The 16,301-nt window shown below is 59.2% G+C and carries 16 protein-coding genes; 4 read left to right on the forward strand and 12 right to left on the reverse strand.

The window, feature by feature from the left end:
- Positions 1-94: 94 nt before the first annotated feature.
- The 6 genes from G505_RS0106810 to G505_RS0106835 form a co-directional block, all read right to left on the reverse strand.
- Positions 95-1,423 carry a YfaP family protein gene (locus tag G505_RS0106810; RefSeq protein WP_028108893.1) on the reverse strand — a complete coding sequence of 443 codons (1,329 nt, stop codon included), beginning with the start codon at positions 1,421-1,423 and terminating at the stop codon, positions 95-97.
- Positions 1,424-1,436: 13 nt separating this feature from the next.
- Positions 1,437-2,273, reverse strand: a complete 837-nt coding sequence (locus tag G505_RS0106815) for a PKD domain-containing protein (protein ID WP_051215944.1) — start codon at positions 2,271-2,273, stop codon at positions 1,437-1,439.
- Between the two features lie 188 nt (positions 2,274-2,461).
- Positions 2,462-2,974 (reverse strand): phage regulatory CII family protein, encoded by a 513-nt coding sequence (locus tag G505_RS0106820; protein WP_028108895.1) that lies wholly within the window; start codon positions 2,972-2,974, stop codon positions 2,462-2,464.
- A gap of 130 nt (positions 2,975-3,104) precedes the next feature.
- Positions 3,105-4,148, reverse strand: a complete 1,044-nt coding sequence (gene rsgA / locus G505_RS0106825; protein ID WP_028108896.1) for a ribosome small subunit-dependent GTPase A — start codon at positions 4,146-4,148, stop codon at positions 3,105-3,107.
- Positions 4,149-4,422: 274 nt separating this feature from the next.
- Positions 4,423-5,754, reverse strand: a complete 1,332-nt coding sequence (locus tag G505_RS0106830) for an anti-phage deoxyguanosine triphosphatase (protein ID WP_028108897.1) — start codon at positions 5,752-5,754, stop codon at positions 4,423-4,425.
- Positions 5,755-5,819: 65 nt separating this feature from the next.
- Positions 5,820-7,091, reverse strand: coding sequence for a DUF2325 domain-containing protein (locus tag G505_RS0106835; protein WP_028108898.1), 1,272 nt, complete (start codon positions 7,089-7,091; stop codon positions 5,820-5,822).
- Between the two features lie 164 nt (positions 7,092-7,255).
- Here G505_RS0106835 and G505_RS0106840 point away from each other — a divergent pair, with 164 nt between their 5' ends.
- Positions 7,256-8,110 (forward strand): cobalamin-binding protein, encoded by an 855-nt coding sequence (locus G505_RS0106840; protein WP_028108899.1) that lies wholly within the window; start codon positions 7,256-7,258, stop codon positions 8,108-8,110.
- 417 nt (positions 8,111-8,527) lie between these two features.
- Here G505_RS0106840 and yfbR read toward each other — a convergent pair whose 3' ends face one another.
- A complete protein-coding gene (gene yfbR / locus G505_RS0106845; protein ID WP_035385148.1) occupies positions 8,528-9,121 on the reverse strand; it encodes a 5'-deoxynucleotidase in 594 nt (197 codons plus the stop codon).
- Between the two features lie 128 nt (positions 9,122-9,249).
- A complete protein-coding gene (locus G505_RS0106850) occupies positions 9,250-10,464 on the reverse strand; it encodes a pyridoxal phosphate-dependent aminotransferase (protein ID WP_028108901.1) in 1,215 nt (404 codons plus the stop codon).
- A gap of 294 nt (positions 10,465-10,758) precedes the next feature.
- Between G505_RS0106850 and G505_RS0106855 the strand changes: the two genes are divergently transcribed.
- The gene (locus G505_RS0106855) at positions 10,759-11,238 is read left to right on the forward strand and encodes a DUF4442 domain-containing protein (protein ID WP_028108902.1); all 480 of its coding nucleotides are present in this window, start codon (positions 10,759-10,761) and stop codon (positions 11,236-11,238) included.
- 84 nt (positions 11,239-11,322) lie between these two features.
- On the opposite strand, the gene fldA is transcribed toward G505_RS0106855, so the two are convergent.
- From fldA to G505_RS0106875, 4 genes are all read right to left on the reverse strand, one after another.
- On the reverse strand, positions 11,323-11,844 hold the full coding sequence (gene fldA / locus G505_RS0106860) for a flavodoxin FldA (RefSeq protein ID WP_028108903.1): 522 nt from the start codon (positions 11,842-11,844) through the stop codon (positions 11,323-11,325).
- Between the two features lie 36 nt (positions 11,845-11,880).
- Positions 11,881-12,171: a LexA regulated protein gene (gene ybfE, locus G505_RS0106865; protein WP_028108904.1), complete on the reverse strand. Its 291-nt coding sequence runs from the start codon at positions 12,169-12,171 to the stop codon at positions 11,881-11,883.
- A 13-nt stretch (positions 12,172-12,184) separates the two neighbouring features.
- The gene (locus G505_RS0106870) at positions 12,185-12,406 is read right to left on the reverse strand and encodes a DUF2788 domain-containing protein (protein ID WP_028108905.1); all 222 of its coding nucleotides are present in this window, start codon (positions 12,404-12,406) and stop codon (positions 12,185-12,187) included.
- A 99-nt stretch (positions 12,407-12,505) separates the two neighbouring features.
- Complete coding sequence (locus G505_RS0106875; protein WP_051215945.1) at positions 12,506-13,282, reverse strand: alpha/beta fold hydrolase; 777 nt, start codon at positions 13,280-13,282, stop codon at positions 12,506-12,508.
- A 645-nt stretch (positions 13,283-13,927) separates the two neighbouring features.
- On the opposite strand from G505_RS0106875, the gene seqA reads away from it, so the two are divergent.
- Both seqA and pgm read left to right on the forward strand, forming a co-directional pair.
- Positions 13,928-14,491 (forward strand): replication initiation negative regulator SeqA, encoded by a 564-nt coding sequence (seqA, locus tag G505_RS0106880; RefSeq protein ID WP_028108907.1) that lies wholly within the window; start codon positions 13,928-13,930, stop codon positions 14,489-14,491.
- Positions 14,492-14,543: 52 nt separating this feature from the next.
- A complete protein-coding gene (gene pgm, locus G505_RS0106885; protein ID WP_028108908.1) occupies positions 14,544-16,187 on the forward strand; it encodes a phosphoglucomutase (alpha-D-glucose-1,6-bisphosphate-dependent) in 1,644 nt (547 codons plus the stop codon).
- Positions 16,188-16,301: the final 114 nt, after the last annotated feature.

Here is a 16,301-nt window from a genome sequence, read left to right on the forward strand (position 1 = left end):
ACCCCGGCTTTAATCGGCCAGGCGACGGCGGTGTTGGAGAGGAAGAAGCGAAGAGAGGCCGCAGCCTCTCTTAATGAGATGCGCTATCAGGCGCTTACTCCACTGAGTAGAGGGCATTGCCCTGACCATCGTCGCTGACTGTCAGGGTGAAGGCGCTGTTGGGGGCATCGTTTCCGGCGCTGCCCCTGTCATCGATCAGGCTTATCTGGCGCGGGCCGAAGGTGGTGCCGTTGCCCAGGTAGAGGGTGACGCTGGCGGTTTCCGGCCCACGGCCATTGAAGTAGTTCACGCCCACTCGATAGCTGCCTTCGCTGACGTCATTGCAGGCCACATAGTAGTTCTCCGGGCCAAAGCCATTGGTGTCATCCACATCCAGGGTACCGTCGTTGCCCTGTGGGTTGCGGTAGTACACATGGGCGCCGCCGGGCTCAAACACATGCAGGTCCACATCGGGCTGGTCTCCCCAGGTAAGGGTGGCGCGAATGGCGCCTTCCCCGGCGATGAGTTCGGGATACTCCAGGCTGTTGGCCAGCTGCAGGATGCCGCTGTCGATGCGTTCACGGGATTTCAGCCTGCCGTCCAGATAGCTCTCCAGGAAGCCGTGGTTGAGGAAGTCCCTGTGGTCATTCAGTACGCCAGGATCGTTGTCTATGTTGGCGGGCAGCACGGTCTCGGTCACCCTCAGCAACTGAATCACCCGGTCATCGTCGGCGGTGACATAGCTGGCGCCGTTGACGGTCTCCGCCGCCGGTGAGGCCACCCCAAAGTAGCCGATGCTCTGCCTGTGATTTGGCAGCATGTCGATCACCCGGGCAACCGAGGTGTTGGTAAACAGGTTGCCCTGGCTGTGGGCGACAATCAGTACCCGCTTGCCGTTGAGCATGGCATCGGCGTACAGGCCGCTGTGAAGGTCGTTGACCCGGTTCAGATCCTTCATGGCGTCGGCGGAGATCTGCGCCATGGTGTCGGCCAACTCGTCGAGCAGTTCATCGGTCAGGGCGGCGGCCAGCAGGTAGCCGTCGGTCACGGCGATGGCCACGGTCTGGCGAATGGCGTCGTTGGTCAGGCCCGCCTGCAGCATGTCGTACACCATGTAGGCGATGCTGCCGTCCGGATCCTCATGCATTTTTTGCTGGAACACCTGAATCACATCCGTGGTAAACCCCTGGCTGAGGTTGTAGGCCGGGAAGAACTGATAGGCGCTGTTCTCCTCCAGCGCTTCCAGTGGACCCTTGTATTCCCTGCGCAAGGTATCGCTGGCGATCAGGGCGTCGGCGTACTTGGTGTTGATGCCGTTGGCAAAGTAGACCTGGGTCTGCTTGCTGCCCTGATCCGGAAAGGTGCAACCACTCAGGCTGGCCTCGGCGGCAGGGGCCAGAGTCAGGGCGCTGAGGATCCCCAGTGCAATGGTGCTGTGCTTCATCGTCATGGTCTCCTTACTCCTGAGGCAGTTGGCAGTCGAGGTTGGCGGGGTCATAGCTGTTGCCCACGGTGCCGCTGCGGGAGCGGTCGAAGGCGTCATAGGCCTGCTGGCGCTCACGGGTATTGAGCATCAGCGCCCGAATGACGGCGGCCTTCTGGCTGGCCTCCATGCCGTACTCATTCACGAAGCAGGCGCTCATCTTGGCCAGCTCGTTGGCGGCCAGGGTCTGTTTGACGTCATCCCCTTCGGTGCCGGAAGCGATCACTTCGGCGTATTTGGCGGCGCCCATGCGAGCCAGTTCCCGCTCTGGCCGGGAGAGGGGGTAGAGCTCGAGAATCTTGATCTCCACATCGTCCCGAACGCCGTCACTGTCTGCGTCCACCCCGGCGACCTCCTGATCGGGATCGTCAGGCATCTGTGGCAGCTTGTCTTTGTCCAGCTCCTCCAAGGTGAGGAGGAGGGCGTGTTGGTCTTTGGCGCCCTGGTCATCCACCACGGTGATGGCTATTTCAATTTCGGTATCCTCGGCCAGTTCACCCACCCTGAGGGTGGCGGTCTCGCCATTGGGAAGCAGTGAGATCTGGCCTTGGTCATAGCCGCCCAGATTCAGCTGCCATTGGTAGCTGACGATGCCGCCATCGGCGTCGCTGGAGGCTTCGGCGCTGAGCAGCACATCGGCGCGCTCGGTGGTCGAGGCCGGGCCGTCCAGTTGTGCCACAGGAATCAGATTGACCTCTGGCTGGGGGGCTGGACTGCTGTCGGAGTCGGAGCCGCCGCAGGCGGAGAGCATCCCCACCAGGCTCAGGGCGAGCAGGTGGCGTCGCGTCGTGGATTGGGTCATAGAGTGCATATGGCTTCCTTGTGTCGATTCAACGGGGCATGGCCCTAAGTTATTGTTTCGTTGGGTTGAATCTAAGGAAGTCGCCACAAAGCATCTACGAGAAAAGCGGGCGCTTTTCTCGGTGATCCCAGGTGGGGTGGTGTTAAGGGGAAGGCCGGTCACCCCAGGGGGGAGCGACCTCAGGGCGGGGTGACGGGCTAATCGAGGCGTTTGCCGCAGACGCTGTCCAGGGCCTGGCGCAGCTGAGTCAGCGCCTGAATATGCTCGGACAGTTCCACTTTGATGCCGTTGAGTTCGTTTTCGGAGATCTTGTAGTCACTGAGGGCCGAGGTGAGGGCCACCTGCACATCACCGTGCTCCTTATTGAGCCCCATCCAATCCTCCATGAAGGATTTGTAGTCGTGCTCCTGCTCCCCGTCACTCTTGAGGTACTCCAGTCGCATGCCGTAGAGGGAGAGCAGATCATCGAGCACCGGTGCGTGCTGATTCTCCTCCTTGAGGGCCATCAGCACCAGGATGAACTCATCCACATTGAGCTTATGGGCCTCTCTGTCCGGATTGATCTTGTTGTGGAAGGTGCTCTTCTTGACGCTGTGGCCGCGGCTTTGCTGGAAGGCGTCGTCGACCCTGGCGTAGAGGCGGTCGATGCCCATCAGCTTGCTCTGGGCATGGAGGGTCTTGTGAAACTTGTAGATCTTGTCGTCACTCACCTTGAGGATCCTGGTGGTTAGAGGGGCTTGTTTGGGGAATTTACAGAGATTTTTCAGAGGATTGAAGCCAAACTTTGAAAAAGAAAAGCCAGGCGTCGCGCCTGGCTTTTATGCTCTTGGTGGTGAACGGTCAGTAACCCTTCTTCATTCGCCTGGAGGCGGTGCCGACGGATTTCACCATCTTGCCGAACTCCTTGTCCTGGGCGCGAAGCTGCTGCAGGGAGGCGGCGTTTCTGGCCTGCTCGGACTGCAGCTTGAGGTAGTTGCCGAGACGTCTGGGCTCCAACTGACCCTGGTCGATGGCCTGCTGGACGGCACAGCCGGGTTCACTGCCATGCTGGCAGTCGCTGAAACGGCACTCCTGGGCCAGGGCGTCGATGTCGGCGAAAGTGCGCCGCACTCCCTGCTCACACTCTGCCAGTTGCAGCTCGCGCATTCCCGGGGTATCGATGATCACCCCACCGGATGGCAGCAGGTGCATGGAGCGGGCGGTGGTGGTGTGCCTGCCCTTGCTGTCGTCCTCGCGGATGCCGCCGGTCTGCTGTGCATCGCTGCCCAGCAGGGTGTTGATCAGGGTGGACTTGCCCACGCCTGAGGAGCCCAGCACCGACAGGGTCTGACCTGGGCGACACCAGGTCAGTAGAGACTGGCAGCTGTCGCTCTCCAGGGCGTTGACCGATTCCACCATCAGCAGCGGGTCCAGTTGCTGCACCTGGCGCCGCTTCTCTTCGGCGTCGTCGCACAGGTCCGCCTTGGTCAGCACCACCACGGGGTCGACACCGGCTTCGTGAGCCAGGGCCAGGTAGCGCTCAATCCGACTCAGGTTGAAGTCCTGATTGAGGGAGCAGACCACAAACAGGGTGTCGATGTTGGCGGCGATCAGCTGTTGCCCCAGCTTGCTGCCGGGGGCCTTACGGCTGAACAGGGACTTGCGCTCCAGCAGGCGCAGCAATTGCCCCTGGTTGTCCAGCAGCAGCCAGTCCCCCGGGGTCATCTGTGGCAGCGAGGGAGTGAGTGCCAGGGTATGCTTGCCCCGCTCACTCAGTAGCTGGTACTCACTGCGGTGATGGGCGATGACCCGGGCGGGATGAGCCAATTCGAACTCGTCCAGGTTCAGCTGTTGTTGAAAGCAGGGTTGCCACCCCAGGTGTAAGAGAGAGATGTGTGTACTCATTGGGTTTCCCTAGGCATACAGAGTCGACTCTGTGTGCACTAAACAGAGAAGTGTTGGAAACCTGTGTGGTCGTGGTCGACCGGTTCCCGGTTACAGAACACCGGGCAAAGGAGGGGGAAGCGGAGACGGTTGCTGTTGGGTCTCTACTTGGTGGCCTTTACCGGGTGGGTGGTTGGCACAATCATCAAAATCTCCAGTTTCTGTGTGGGGGGCTGGCCCGCAGTATACCAGCTTTTGGACTGGCAGCCAGCGGGCCGGGCTAGCAAAAAATGGTCTAGAACGGCGAGTGCAACTCCGCCAGATTTCCCATCTTGGGGGTAAACAGGTTCTGGTGCAGGCGGGCGGCAAACTCGTCGGTCATGCCGGAGATGTAGTCGGCGATCACTCGGTGGCCGCTGTGGCCTGCATCCTGGGCGGCCTGCCAGCGTTTCTGGGTGGATTTGGGAAGCAGCCTCAGCGGGTCTGAGGCGAAGGCTTCAAACAGCTCCATCACCACCTGCTGCCCCTTGTACTCAAGGATCTGCACTTCCGGTTTGCGGATAACGCATTCGAAGACGAAGCGCTTGAGCTGGTTGAGGCAGGTATCGAAGCCGGGCTCCATCACCGCGTGGTAGGCCAGCAGCGGCGAGTCAAATTCTCCCTGCGTCTCGATGCGGATATGGGTGACGAAGGCGTTGACCAGGGTGCCGATGGCGTCTTTGCGCTGGTGATGCTCGTCGGAAAACAGCTTCTCGCCGATGGCCTCGATGCGCTGGGCCAGGTAGTTGTCGCCGATGGCCTTGATCGGCTCGGCCACTTTTTGGCGCCAGCTGCCGTAGGAGACGATCCCCATGACGATGGCGTCCTCCAGATCGTGGACCGAGTAGGCGATGTCGTCGGCCATCTCCATGATGGAGGCATCCAGTGAGCGGTAGAGAGAGCGCGGGCGACCGCTGGGACCGGGACGGGTCTGGGTGACCAGGTCTTTGTCCTTGTCGCCCAGTGGCGCCAGTACCCAGTCGAGGATCTCTGCGTCATCATCGAAGATCCCCTTGCCAGGAGCCCACTCGTCAGCCTTGAGCTGGCGGAAGTTGCCGCTGTGGGCCTCCTCCAGATGTCCGCCCAGGCTGGAGAGCAGCACCGGGTATTTCAGCACGCCCAGCAGGGTGCGTCGGGTCAGGTTCATACCGAAGGATTCGGTGTAGGGCTCCAGCCTGGCCAGAATACGGAAGGTCTGTCCGTTGCCCTCGAAACCGCCGTGGTTGCGCATCATGTAGTTGAGTGCCACTTCGCCACCGTGCCCATAGGGCGGGTGCCCCAGGTCGTGGGCCAGACACAGGGATTCAATCAGGTGGTCACTGCCGATGAGGTCGGCGTGCTGCGGATGGGCCCGGCGCAGTTGGGCGGCGATGCCGGTGCCTATCTGGGCGGCTTCCAGGGAGTGGGTCAGCCGGGTGCGGTAGAAGTCGTTCATCCCCACACCCAGCACCTGGGTCTTGGCCTGCAGCCGGCGGAAGGCGGCGGAGTGCATGATGCGGGCCTTGTCCCGCTGCAGAGGGGAGCGTTGATCGTCCTGGCGCTGTTTGGACTCTTCGAACCGGCGCGCCATCGAGTCGGAATACTGCATATCTGGCTTCCTCTGTATGTTCTCCCCTTAGTTTTGACTAACTCTATAAACTAATCAACGGCTTGTTACGAGGCATCCTGGGTACCGAAGGCGATGCAGCCGCTGTCGTTGGCCACATCGGAGAGGGCCTTGGCGATGGTGGACAAGCTGGAGGAGGGCACAAACAGGTGACGTTTGCCCTGCTGCTTACAGAATTTTTTCAGTCGGTAGTAGGCGTCGTGGCTGATGCAGTCGGTGGCACAGATCACCGCATCGGCGCTCCACAGCAGGGCGTCCAGGCGCTTGCGGCTGTCCTCGACGCCGCCATCGTGGTGACTGAAGTCGCCCTGGCAGCGTTCCACCAGTGCCTTGTATTGATCCACCATACGGTGCAAGCCGCCCACCACCAGAATCTTCTGGCCTTTGAGATCCGGCACCTTGGTGCAGTCGGTGCACCCTCCCTTTTCCGGGCCACAGCCTCCGCAGGGGGAGAGACTCTGGCTGACCATCCCCTCCAGGGCGATGGTCTCCTCCTGCTTGCGGGTCAGTTGCTGGGTGAGGGTGATCACCTGGGCTTCGGTCTGCTCCAGCTTCTGTTGCCAGGCGTCCTTCTGACGGGCCAGGGCCTGGGCGGATGCCTGGGCACTGGTCAGTTCACTCTTGAGCTGGATCACCTGCTCCAGGTTGTCCCCCGGCTTGGTGGTGGCCTGTTGCAGCTGTTGCTGAAGCTTGTGGTTCTCCGCCTTGAGCAGGGTGATCTCCCGCTGCTGGTTGATCATCTGGCTCTCTTTATTGGCCAGACTCTGGGCGGCTTTCTGCTGGCTGCGCTCCAGGTTGCGCTTCAGATCGGCCACCTCCTTCTCCAGGGCGTGCAGCCGTTTGAGATCCGCCCGTTCGCCCGCCCCCACCTGGTGGGAGAGCATATGGATGGTTTCGTAGGCCATATCCTGGGTGGGGATGTCGCACAGTGGGTGGGTCAGCAGGGCCCACAGGCCTTCGGCGGCGGCCCCCCGGTCGATGTGTTCCTTCCAGGCCTGCTTGAGCTGTTCCCGGTCCTTTATCTGACCAAAGCGCTTTGTGGCGGCGGAAAACTTGCGGTCCAGGTGCTTCTGTACCGCCATGGAGAGGCGGTTCTTGTCATCACAGTTGGAGACCACCCAGGTGTGCAGCCAGTAGTCGCTGTTGCGAGCGGCTTGCTTGTCGGCCACTTTCTCCACCAACTTGCGGATCTCTATGGTGGTCAGGCAGGTGCCGATCACCGGACACAGCAGCTTGGAGTTGAGCTCCCACAGCTTGCGTTTGCCCTTGAAGGTGGTGATAACGGTGGACCCGACTGGGGTGGCGTGTTGCTCACACATTGAGAACTCCTGTGATTCAACCCGATATGTTTCAGTAGTGATACAAGTCTAGCGGCGGGACAAATGATGTCAATGAGAATTATTATCATTTGGCTCGTTAGCCAAGGCTCAGGGCCTCTGCTAGAGTAGCCGCCAGTGTATCAAGCTTATTGTTGGACGGAACCATGCTGCGTCGCCTTTTTGCCCTTTCCCTGGTGTTTTTGACCGTGCCAGCCCTGGCAAAACAGCCCACCATCGCGGCGCTGACGCCCCATTCGGTTGAGTTGCTGTTCGAGGTGGGCGCCGGTGCGCAGATTGTCGCCACGGTGGAGTACGCCGATTATCCCGACGCCGCCCGGTCCATTCGGCGGGTGGGTCATCACAACCAGATGGACTTCGAAGCCCTGATGGCGCTGCAGCCTGATCTGGTGGTGCTTGGAATCAGCGATACCTCCATGCACTTTGTGACCCGCCTAAAGGAGCTGGGGTTCAATGTTATTGATACCAGTGTCACTCGAGTGGCGGATATTGCACCACTGCTGGCCCGCCTCGGAGAGTTGACCGGCCACACGGAGCAGGGGACCAAGGCGGCCAGCCGTTTCTCGACAGAGTATGCCAGGCTGAAGTCGGCCTACCAGGGGCGCTCGCCGGTGCCGGTGTTCTACCAGCTGTGGTCCGAGCCTCTGATGACCGCTTCCAGCAGCTGGATGGATGGCCTGATCAGCGATTGTGGTGGGGTGAACCTGTTCGCCGACAGTTTGGCGGAGTATCCCCAGGTGAGTGTTGAGCAGGTGGTGGCGGCCGCGCCGCAAGGGATCCTTGTGCCCACCAACCATGGTCTGGGCGAGAACAGTACCGAGCGTTGGCAGAGTTGGCCGGAGATCCCGGCGGTGGCCAATGGTCAGATCCTGTCGGTGAACAGTGACTGGTTGCATCGCACCGGCCCGCGAATTGTCAAAGGGATGGCCCAGCTGTGTGAAGCCATCGAGCAGGTGCGCCGCTCGAAGGAAAAAGACCCCGCGGGTGCGGGGCAAAATTAAGGCTGGGTCAATCTGGATCAGGCACAGGTGCGCATAAGGTGGGTGTTTCCGCTGATCCGCCGGAAACCGGTCGTGACCGGGGCAGAGGCCGGTAGCTGACCGTTGTTTTGGGTGTGGTTTCGATAGGCTCTCCTCCTTGATTGCCAATGAATGCGGTGGCCCTGAGCACAGGGGAGAGCGTCGGGTGTCTGTTGATGGGGAACCTGTCCCGATCAGACACCCATTCGCGCAGTCAGAGAGGGTGCCCTCCCCTGTGAATCAGAATAATGACCGCATGGGTAGGGAAAGTATAAGAGAGATACACGGGTTGGCCGGGGTGATTCTAGACCGTTTGGCTATATGCTTAATGGTTGATTCTAAAAGGAAAAGACGTCAAAAGGATGACGCCGCCAACATTCTGTCGTTTCCTGCTGTTGTCTACGGTTTGCTGGAGGTGATCAGGTGATCCACCGAACAGTCGCTGTCCTCGCCAAACCACTGATGCAGGGTGGTTAATTCTGGGTAGTTGTTGCACACCTCCTCCACCGCGTCCTCCATTCGTGCCAGGGCATCGCCAAACTCCACCGAGTTGCCAAAGGCCACTTCCAACCGGCACTTGAGGTAGGCGGAGTAGATGTCACAGGCCTTCACCAGCTCCTGCTCAATCCCGCCCGGGTTAAAGGCTTCCTCGATGGCCTGATGGAGGTCGGGCGGGGTGGTGTTGAGAATCTTCTGCTCTGCGGTGCGCTCCAATGCCTTGAATTCGTTGTAGAGGGTGTCGGAGGAGCGCTTCACCGGGGTAACCACGTCGCCGGTGATGGTTTCGGAGATGTCGTGGAGCAGGGCGTGGGACAGCATTTTGGACAGATCCAGATCGCGGCCATTTTGCTGGGCAATTTTGCCCACCAGGAAACTGAGGATGCCGACAACCGCGGAGTGCTCCAGCACAGATTCCGGCTGCATGGAGTACATCAGGCTCCAGCGTTTGAGCAGGCGTTGGCGCAGGGCCAGGTTCAAAAACTTATAACTCATGGACACTTCCTGTGGAGGTTCATCGACTGAGCATAACAAAGGGGAGGGGGACAGGAAACGCGCTCGCTGACTAAGGGGGCAAACAAAAAGCGCCCGGTCAGGGGCGCTTAGGTTGCATCCAGGCTGAACTACTGGCGGTAGCGGCTCAGGAACTGCTCAAATTTATCCAGGGCCTTCTCCAGGTCCTCGATGTGGGGCAGGAACACAAACCTCAGGTGATCCGGCTCCGGCCAGTTGAAGGCGGTACCCTGTACCAGCAGGATCTTCTCCTGCATCAGCAGGTCCAGCACCAGTTTCTCGTCGTCCATCAGGTTGAATTTTTTCACATCCAACCTGGGGAAGGCGTACATGGCGCCCTTGGGCATCTTGCAGGTGACGCCGTCGATGGCGTTCAGCCGATCCACGGTCAGCTGGCGCTGCTCATAGAGGCGGCCTCCGGGAATGATCAGCTCATTGACGCTCTGATAGCCTCCCAGAGCGGTCTGGATGGCGTGCTGCACCGGGACGTTGGCACACAGGCGCATGGAAGCCAGCATCTCCAGTCCTTCGATGTAACTCTTGGCCCGCCCTTTGTCCCCGGAGAGGACCATCCAGCCAGCGCGGAAACCGGCGGCGCGATACACCTTGGAGAGGCCGTTCATGGTGATGATAAACAGGTCATCGGCCAGGGTGCAGGTGGGGATGTGTTCGGCACCATCGTAGAGGATCTTGTCGTAGATCTCGTCGGAGAACACCACCAGATTGTGTTCACGGGCGATCTCCAGCATCCCCAGCAGGATCTCCTTGCTGTAGACGGCACCGGTGGGGTTGTTGGGGTTGATCAGCACCATGGCCCGGGTGCGCGGGGTGATCTTGGCGCGCACATCATCGAGATCCGGGAACCAGTCGGCTTCCTCGTCACAGCGATAGTGGCGGGCGTTGCCCCCGGCCAGGTGCACTGCCGCGGTCCACAGGGGGTAGTCCGGGGCAGGGACCAGCACTTCGTCGCCGTTATTCAGCAGGCCCTGCATCGCCATCACAATCAACTCGGAGACGCCGTTGCCGATGTAGACGTCGTCCACATCCACGTCCTTGATCCCCATCTGCTGAAAATAGTGCACCACCGCCTTACGGGCGGAAAACAGTCCCTTGGCATCACAATAGCCCTGGCTTTCCGGCAGGTTGTGAATGACGTCGCGGACAATCTCCTCCGGGGCTTCGAAGCCGAAGGGGGCGGGGTTGCCAATGTTGAGCTTGAGGACCCGGTGACCCTCCTCCTCCAAGCGCTTCGCTTCCCGTGCCACCGGACCGCGAATGTCGTAGCAGACGGTACTGAGCTTGTCGGATTTTAGGATGGGATGCATACCACGGAACCTCTGGTGGGGGGTGAAAAACAGTGTCTGGAGGCTCACCATAGCGAAATATGCTGGTGGTGAAAAGCCTTGGATTTATTGGTTTGTCGGCGTCATTCGGCTTGCTGGATGAAATGTGCAGTGGAAATCACTGGTGATGTGGTTGGGCTGAGGCAGGAGAGAGAGGTGAGCGGCTTTCAAGCCTCACTTATCTGCTGATTTCAAATATTGAATCTACAGATGACTTTTTGTTCGCCGTGGGCTATAACACCCTCTTAACAACAGGTCATACCAGTACGGAGACTCATGGCTATCCCTTTTTCTGCGGCCGCTTTTCGCCGCCTGATCAACCTCTGGCCCCCCTTTCTGTTCAGCAGCATCAAGCTGGAACACCTGGAGCCGGATTACAGCTACTGCCGGGTGGCGCTGAAGGAGCGCCCCTGGAACCGCAACATCAATCGCAGCCACTTTGGTGGCAGCCTGTTCTCCATGACCGACCCCATCTATGCCCTGTTGCTGATGGGCAAACTGGGCCGTGGCTACCGGGTGTGGGATAAGGCTGCGTCCATCGACTTCATCAAACCCGGCAAGGGTAATCTGACCGCGGAGTTTCGCGTCAGCGAGGAGCAGCTGGCCAGGATTCGCGAGGCCACCGAGTGTGGCTCCAAGTACCACCCGGAGTTTGTGGTGGAGGTGATCGACGCCCGGGGAGAGGTGGTGTGTCGTCTGCACCGAACCCTCTATGTACGCAAGGTATACGCCAACAAGCAGGATCAAGCCGCCTGATTGTTTTGATGGGCGCAGGTCTTAGCTAAGGCCCATAAAAAAACGGACCCGGTAGGGTCCGCTTTTTTGCAAAGCTCTGGGGGCTTAGGCCAACTCGGCCAGGCACATCTCTTCGTAGATCTGCTTTACCCAGGCGTCAACACGGGCTTCGGTCAGCTCAGGCTGACGATCTTCGTCGATGCCCAGACCGACAAAGGTGTTGTCGTCTACCAGCGCCTTGGAGGCTTCGAACTCGAAGCCCTCAGTGGAGGTATGACCGACGATGATGCCGCCACGGTCGCGAACGATGTCACCCACCATGCCCATGGCATCCAGGAAGTACTCGGCGTAATCTTCCTGATCGCCGCAGCCGAAGATGGCCACCAGCTTGTCGGTGAAGTCGATCTGCTCCAGTTCGGGGAAGAAATCATCCCAATCGCACTGGGCTTCGCCGTAGTACCAGGTGGGGATGCCGAACAGCAGCAGGCTGAACTCATCAATCTCTTCCTTGGTGCTCTTGGCGATGTCTTTAACGTCGCACATTCCGCCCAGTTTCTTCTGGATCATCTTGGCCACGGCTTCGGTGTTGCCGGTGTCACTGCCAAAAAACAGACCTACACTTGCCATTTATCTACCTATCTTTTCACTGACTTAGGTCAGGAGTTAATCCTGAGCCTTACCAACTTGTTGAAACTGTTCGAGTAGGATGGACTCAATCAGTTGACTGCGGCTGACGTTGTCGGTCATCGCCTGCTCATTCAACGCATTATAGAGTGCATCCGACACTTTTAGTTCAATACGTTTCAACCCCTGCGAGCGGTCTCGCTGAATCTGATTTCGCTTGTTGACGCGCAGTTGCTCTTTACGAGGCAAGGGGTTGGTCTTGGGTCTGCCGCGCCGCCTTTCGGTGGCGAACAGATCCATGGTGGTTCTATCGGTTTTTTCTACTGCCATGCAAAGTCGCTGCTCAACCTACTCCGCTCCCTTCCCATACCAGCTGAATAATGCCTTTGGCGATAAAGCCGGCACAGCCGAGGAAGAGAACCAACCAGACGATGTAGCGACCAAACGCAGGGACATCGCCTCGATTTAATACGTCCCGGATCGACATTCCTATCAGGAAAAACACCGCTGCAAAAAAGAGGTTCAATCCTACTGCTTCGAGCTGTGCTACATCACTGACTAACATCTATTTACCATCCTGGCGAAACCGGCGGGCTACTATAGCACAACCACCTGGGCGTTAGAACGCCTTTCCTGTGTGGATTAGCACAGCAGCCGATGCCCTCTAGTTCCTGTGTGACGCGAGAAATTGGGCCACGTGACGATTAAATTGCTCCGGCTTTTCCGCATGCAGCCAATGACCGGTGCCGGTGATCACCCGTGCCTTGGAGGCGGGGAAGCGGCGGACAATCTCGTCGCGGTGTTCCGGCAGCAGGTATTCCGACAGCTCACCCTTCAAAAACAGTACCGGGCCCGAGTAGGGAGGAAGCTCTGGTACCGGGCCGATGATCTCTGGGTAGTAGTGAACGATGGCGCCGATATCCAGCTGCCAGTCGTAACTGCCCTGTTTCTCCGGCTTCAGGCTTTTCATCAGAAATGCGGTGGTGCCGGTTTCGATGCCCGCGTCCATAAAGGCCTGCTGAGCCATCTTCCGGGTCAGCCCGGGCTGATTCTCCAGCTGGGTCAGGGTGGCCAGAATGCTCTGGTGGCGGTTGGTGCGATAGCCGTTGGGCGCGATGTCCGCCACCGCCAGGGCCAATACCCGGTTCGGGTGGCTCTGGGCGTAGGTCATGGCGACTTTGCCACCCAAGGAGTGGCCCACCAGGGCCCATTGCTCCAGCCCCAGTTGCTGGCGAAGGGACTCCAGCTCGTCCGCCATATCGGACAACACCATGGACTGGCCCTTTGGGGAGTCGCCGTGATTGGGGAGATCCACCCGGATCACCCTCCAATGGTGCTCCAACAGGGTCTGTCCCAGGCGCCCCAGGTTGTCTGCGCTGCCGAATAAACCGTGGACCAATACCACCGCCGGCCCGCTGCCCTGGTCAATAAAATTCAACATGACATCCTGATTCCTAGGGTGTGTTGATCTTTGATGGTGAACTTTTGGCTGAGAATGACGGCAACCAATTAAGGCGTTCGATTGCAGGCAAGGTACCAACCCAATGTGGTAGCTGTGTCGCTCAGAAGTTGCCATGAGTGATGAATCAAGGCGTGACTCTGAAGGAATGGTATTGCCCTTCTAAAGAGTCACAACACAGAGTCAACGCTCAGGGCAACTTCCCTGCGGGTTGATTAAAACGGACTTCATGCTGCGTTTGCCAATCTCGCTTTAGAACCACTAGAGCTTTGATTGGCTGCCTTGCCTGAAGCCCGTTTTATTTCAACTGAGCTCGCAGATATCAAATTGTGTTGGTACTGCTCTACGTCAATATCGAACAACGCAGAGTGGTTGTCGTCAGGCCAGCCCCGAAAGGGCGCTCCAATCCGCTTGGAGGCAACCCAGTTCAGGGCAAACTTCGATCTTATTGATGTCACAGAGGCCAGGTGCTGGCGCAAAAGTATTCAGTAAAGATCTACATGCCCTAAAGTTTGATGGCGCAAATTGTGCGGATGGCAACGGCAAAAAGCAATCGGTGGCTTGGTCTGATCTCCCCAGGTGTGTTTATAATGCGTGACGACTTGAACCCCGGCGATTGGAAAGCCCATGAAATACATCGAAATCGACGACGAACTTTACAGTCATATTGCCAGCAACACTCAGCGTATCGGCGAGAGTGCGTCTGACATCTTGCGCCGTCTTTTGGACCTGCCCGGTACCGCGGCAGAGGCCCCTAAGCCCAAGCATGTAAGCCAGCCCGGACTGGAGTCCGGTGAAGCCGTCGTTGAAGCGCCTAAGGCGCAGGTGGAAGTTCGTTCCCGAGTGGCCGAGGCCGGCCAGTTCAATGAGCTGTTGGACGATGCCCTGCTGGAGAAGCAGAAGGGCGCCGTTGGCCGCTTCCTCTATCTGCTGGACGCCCTCTATCGTCAGCAGCCAGAAGCCTTTGTCTCCGTGCTGGAGATTCGCGGCCGTGACCGTCTCTATTTTGCCACCAGCAAAGACGAGCTGCTCTCCGCCAGTAAGAGTGCCAACCCCAAGCAGATTGGCGACAGCCTCTACTGGGTGACCACCAACAACAACACCGGCAAGAAGCGCTCTCTGCTGAGCTCTGCTGCCGAGTCTCTGGGATGCCCCACGGACGTAGCCAAGGAGATTGCGGCCCGCATCTGAGGCCGCTACCTTTACTACTCCGACGCACGGAAGCCACTTTGTAGGACAATTTATGGCAATCCATTCCCGGGCTGGCAGCGTTGCCAGCCCGGCTGATGTTATTGACATCAGCCACCTCATCAGCAGCTACTACACCCTCAAACCCAACCCAAGCCAGGGCGCCGAGCAGGTCAGTTTCGGCACTTCGGGTCATCGCGGGTGTGCGCTGAATCGCTCCTTCAACGAGCAGCATATTCTGGCCATTACCCAGGCCGTGGTGGACTACCGCAGTGAGCAGGGATTCACCGGCCCCCTCTACCTGGGTTTTGACACCCATGGCCTGAGTCAGCCCGCCTTTGCTTCTGTGCTGCAGGTGTTGGCGGCAAACGGGGTGACGGTGCGGGTTCAGCAGGAGCGTGGCTTTGTGGCCACCCCGGTGATCTCCCACTCTATCCTGGATCACAACCGCCAGGGCGGCGACCTGGCCGATGGCCTGATTCTGACCCCCTCACACAACCCGCCACAGGATGGGGGCATCAAGTACAACCCACCCCACGGCGGCCCGGCGGACACCGACGCCACCGGCTACATCGCCAATCGTGCCAACGCCTATCTGAGCGATGGTCTGCAGGGCGTGCGTCTGGTGACCCTGGACGTGGCCATGGCCACCGGCCTGGTGGAGCAGGTGGACATGATTGGCACCTATGTGGAGCACCTGGCCGAGGTGATCGACTTCGAGGCGATCCGCAAGGCGGGCCTGAAAATTGGTGTCGACCCCATGGGCGGCTCCGGCATCCATACCTGGCCTCGCATCGCCGAGCGCTATGGCCTGGATATTGACGTGGCCAACCCTGTGGTGGACCCGGCGTTTGCCTTTATGCCACTGGACAAAGACGGCAAGATCCGCATGGACTGCTCCTCGCCTTATGCCATGGCCAACCTACTGAAGATTAAAGATCAGTTCGACATCAGCATCGGCAATGATCCGGATTTCGACCGTCACGGCATCGTCTGCCGCGACGGCGGCCTGATGAACCCCAACCACTATCTGGCGGTGGCCATCGATTACCTGCTGGGGCATCGCCCCAACTGGCGCAGCGATCTGCCCGTGGGTAAGACCCTGGTGTCCAGCGCCATCATCGATAAGGTGGTGGCGGACCATGGTCGGGTGTTGAACGAAGTGCCAGTGGGCTTCAAATGGTTCGTCAGCGGCCTCCACGGCGGCGATCTGGCCTTCGGCGGCGAAGAGAGCGCCGGTGCCAGCTTCCTGGACAAGGCCGGAAACGCTTTCTCCACCGACAAGGATGGGTTCATCCTGGGCCTGTTGGCGGCAGAGATCCTGGCGGTCACCGGCGAATCTCCTGCCGCGCACTATCGCCGTCTGGAGCAGAAGTTTGGTCAGGCGTTTTACAGCCGCATCGATGCTCCCGCCAACGATGAGCAGAAGGCGCTGCTCAAAGCGATGGATCCGCAGATGGTGCAGTCTGATGCCCTGGCCGGTGAGGCGATCACCGCCAAGTTGACCCGGGCTCCCGGCAACGGTGCGGCCATCGGCGGGCTGAAGGTCACCACAGAGAACGGCTGGTTTGCCGCTCGTCCTTCGGGAACCGAGGCGATTTACAAAATCTACGCCGAGAGCTTGAAGAGCGAAGCTCACCTGGCTGAGTTGATTGAGGATGCCAAGGCCCTGGTGGACAGCGTGTTCGCCGCCAAATAAGCGACGACCTCGTAGAAATCGGCAGCCCTGGGCTGCCGTTTTTTTTGGACTAGTGCCACAGCAGGTGGCCAGACGGCTTGTCAGAGGTGTCGTGATAAAGGCATGGTTAATGCG

The sequence above is a fragment of the Ferrimonas futtsuensis DSM 18154 genome (assembly GCF_000422645.1).
GTDB lineage: Bacteria > Pseudomonadota > Gammaproteobacteria > Enterobacterales > Shewanellaceae > Ferrimonas > Ferrimonas futtsuensis.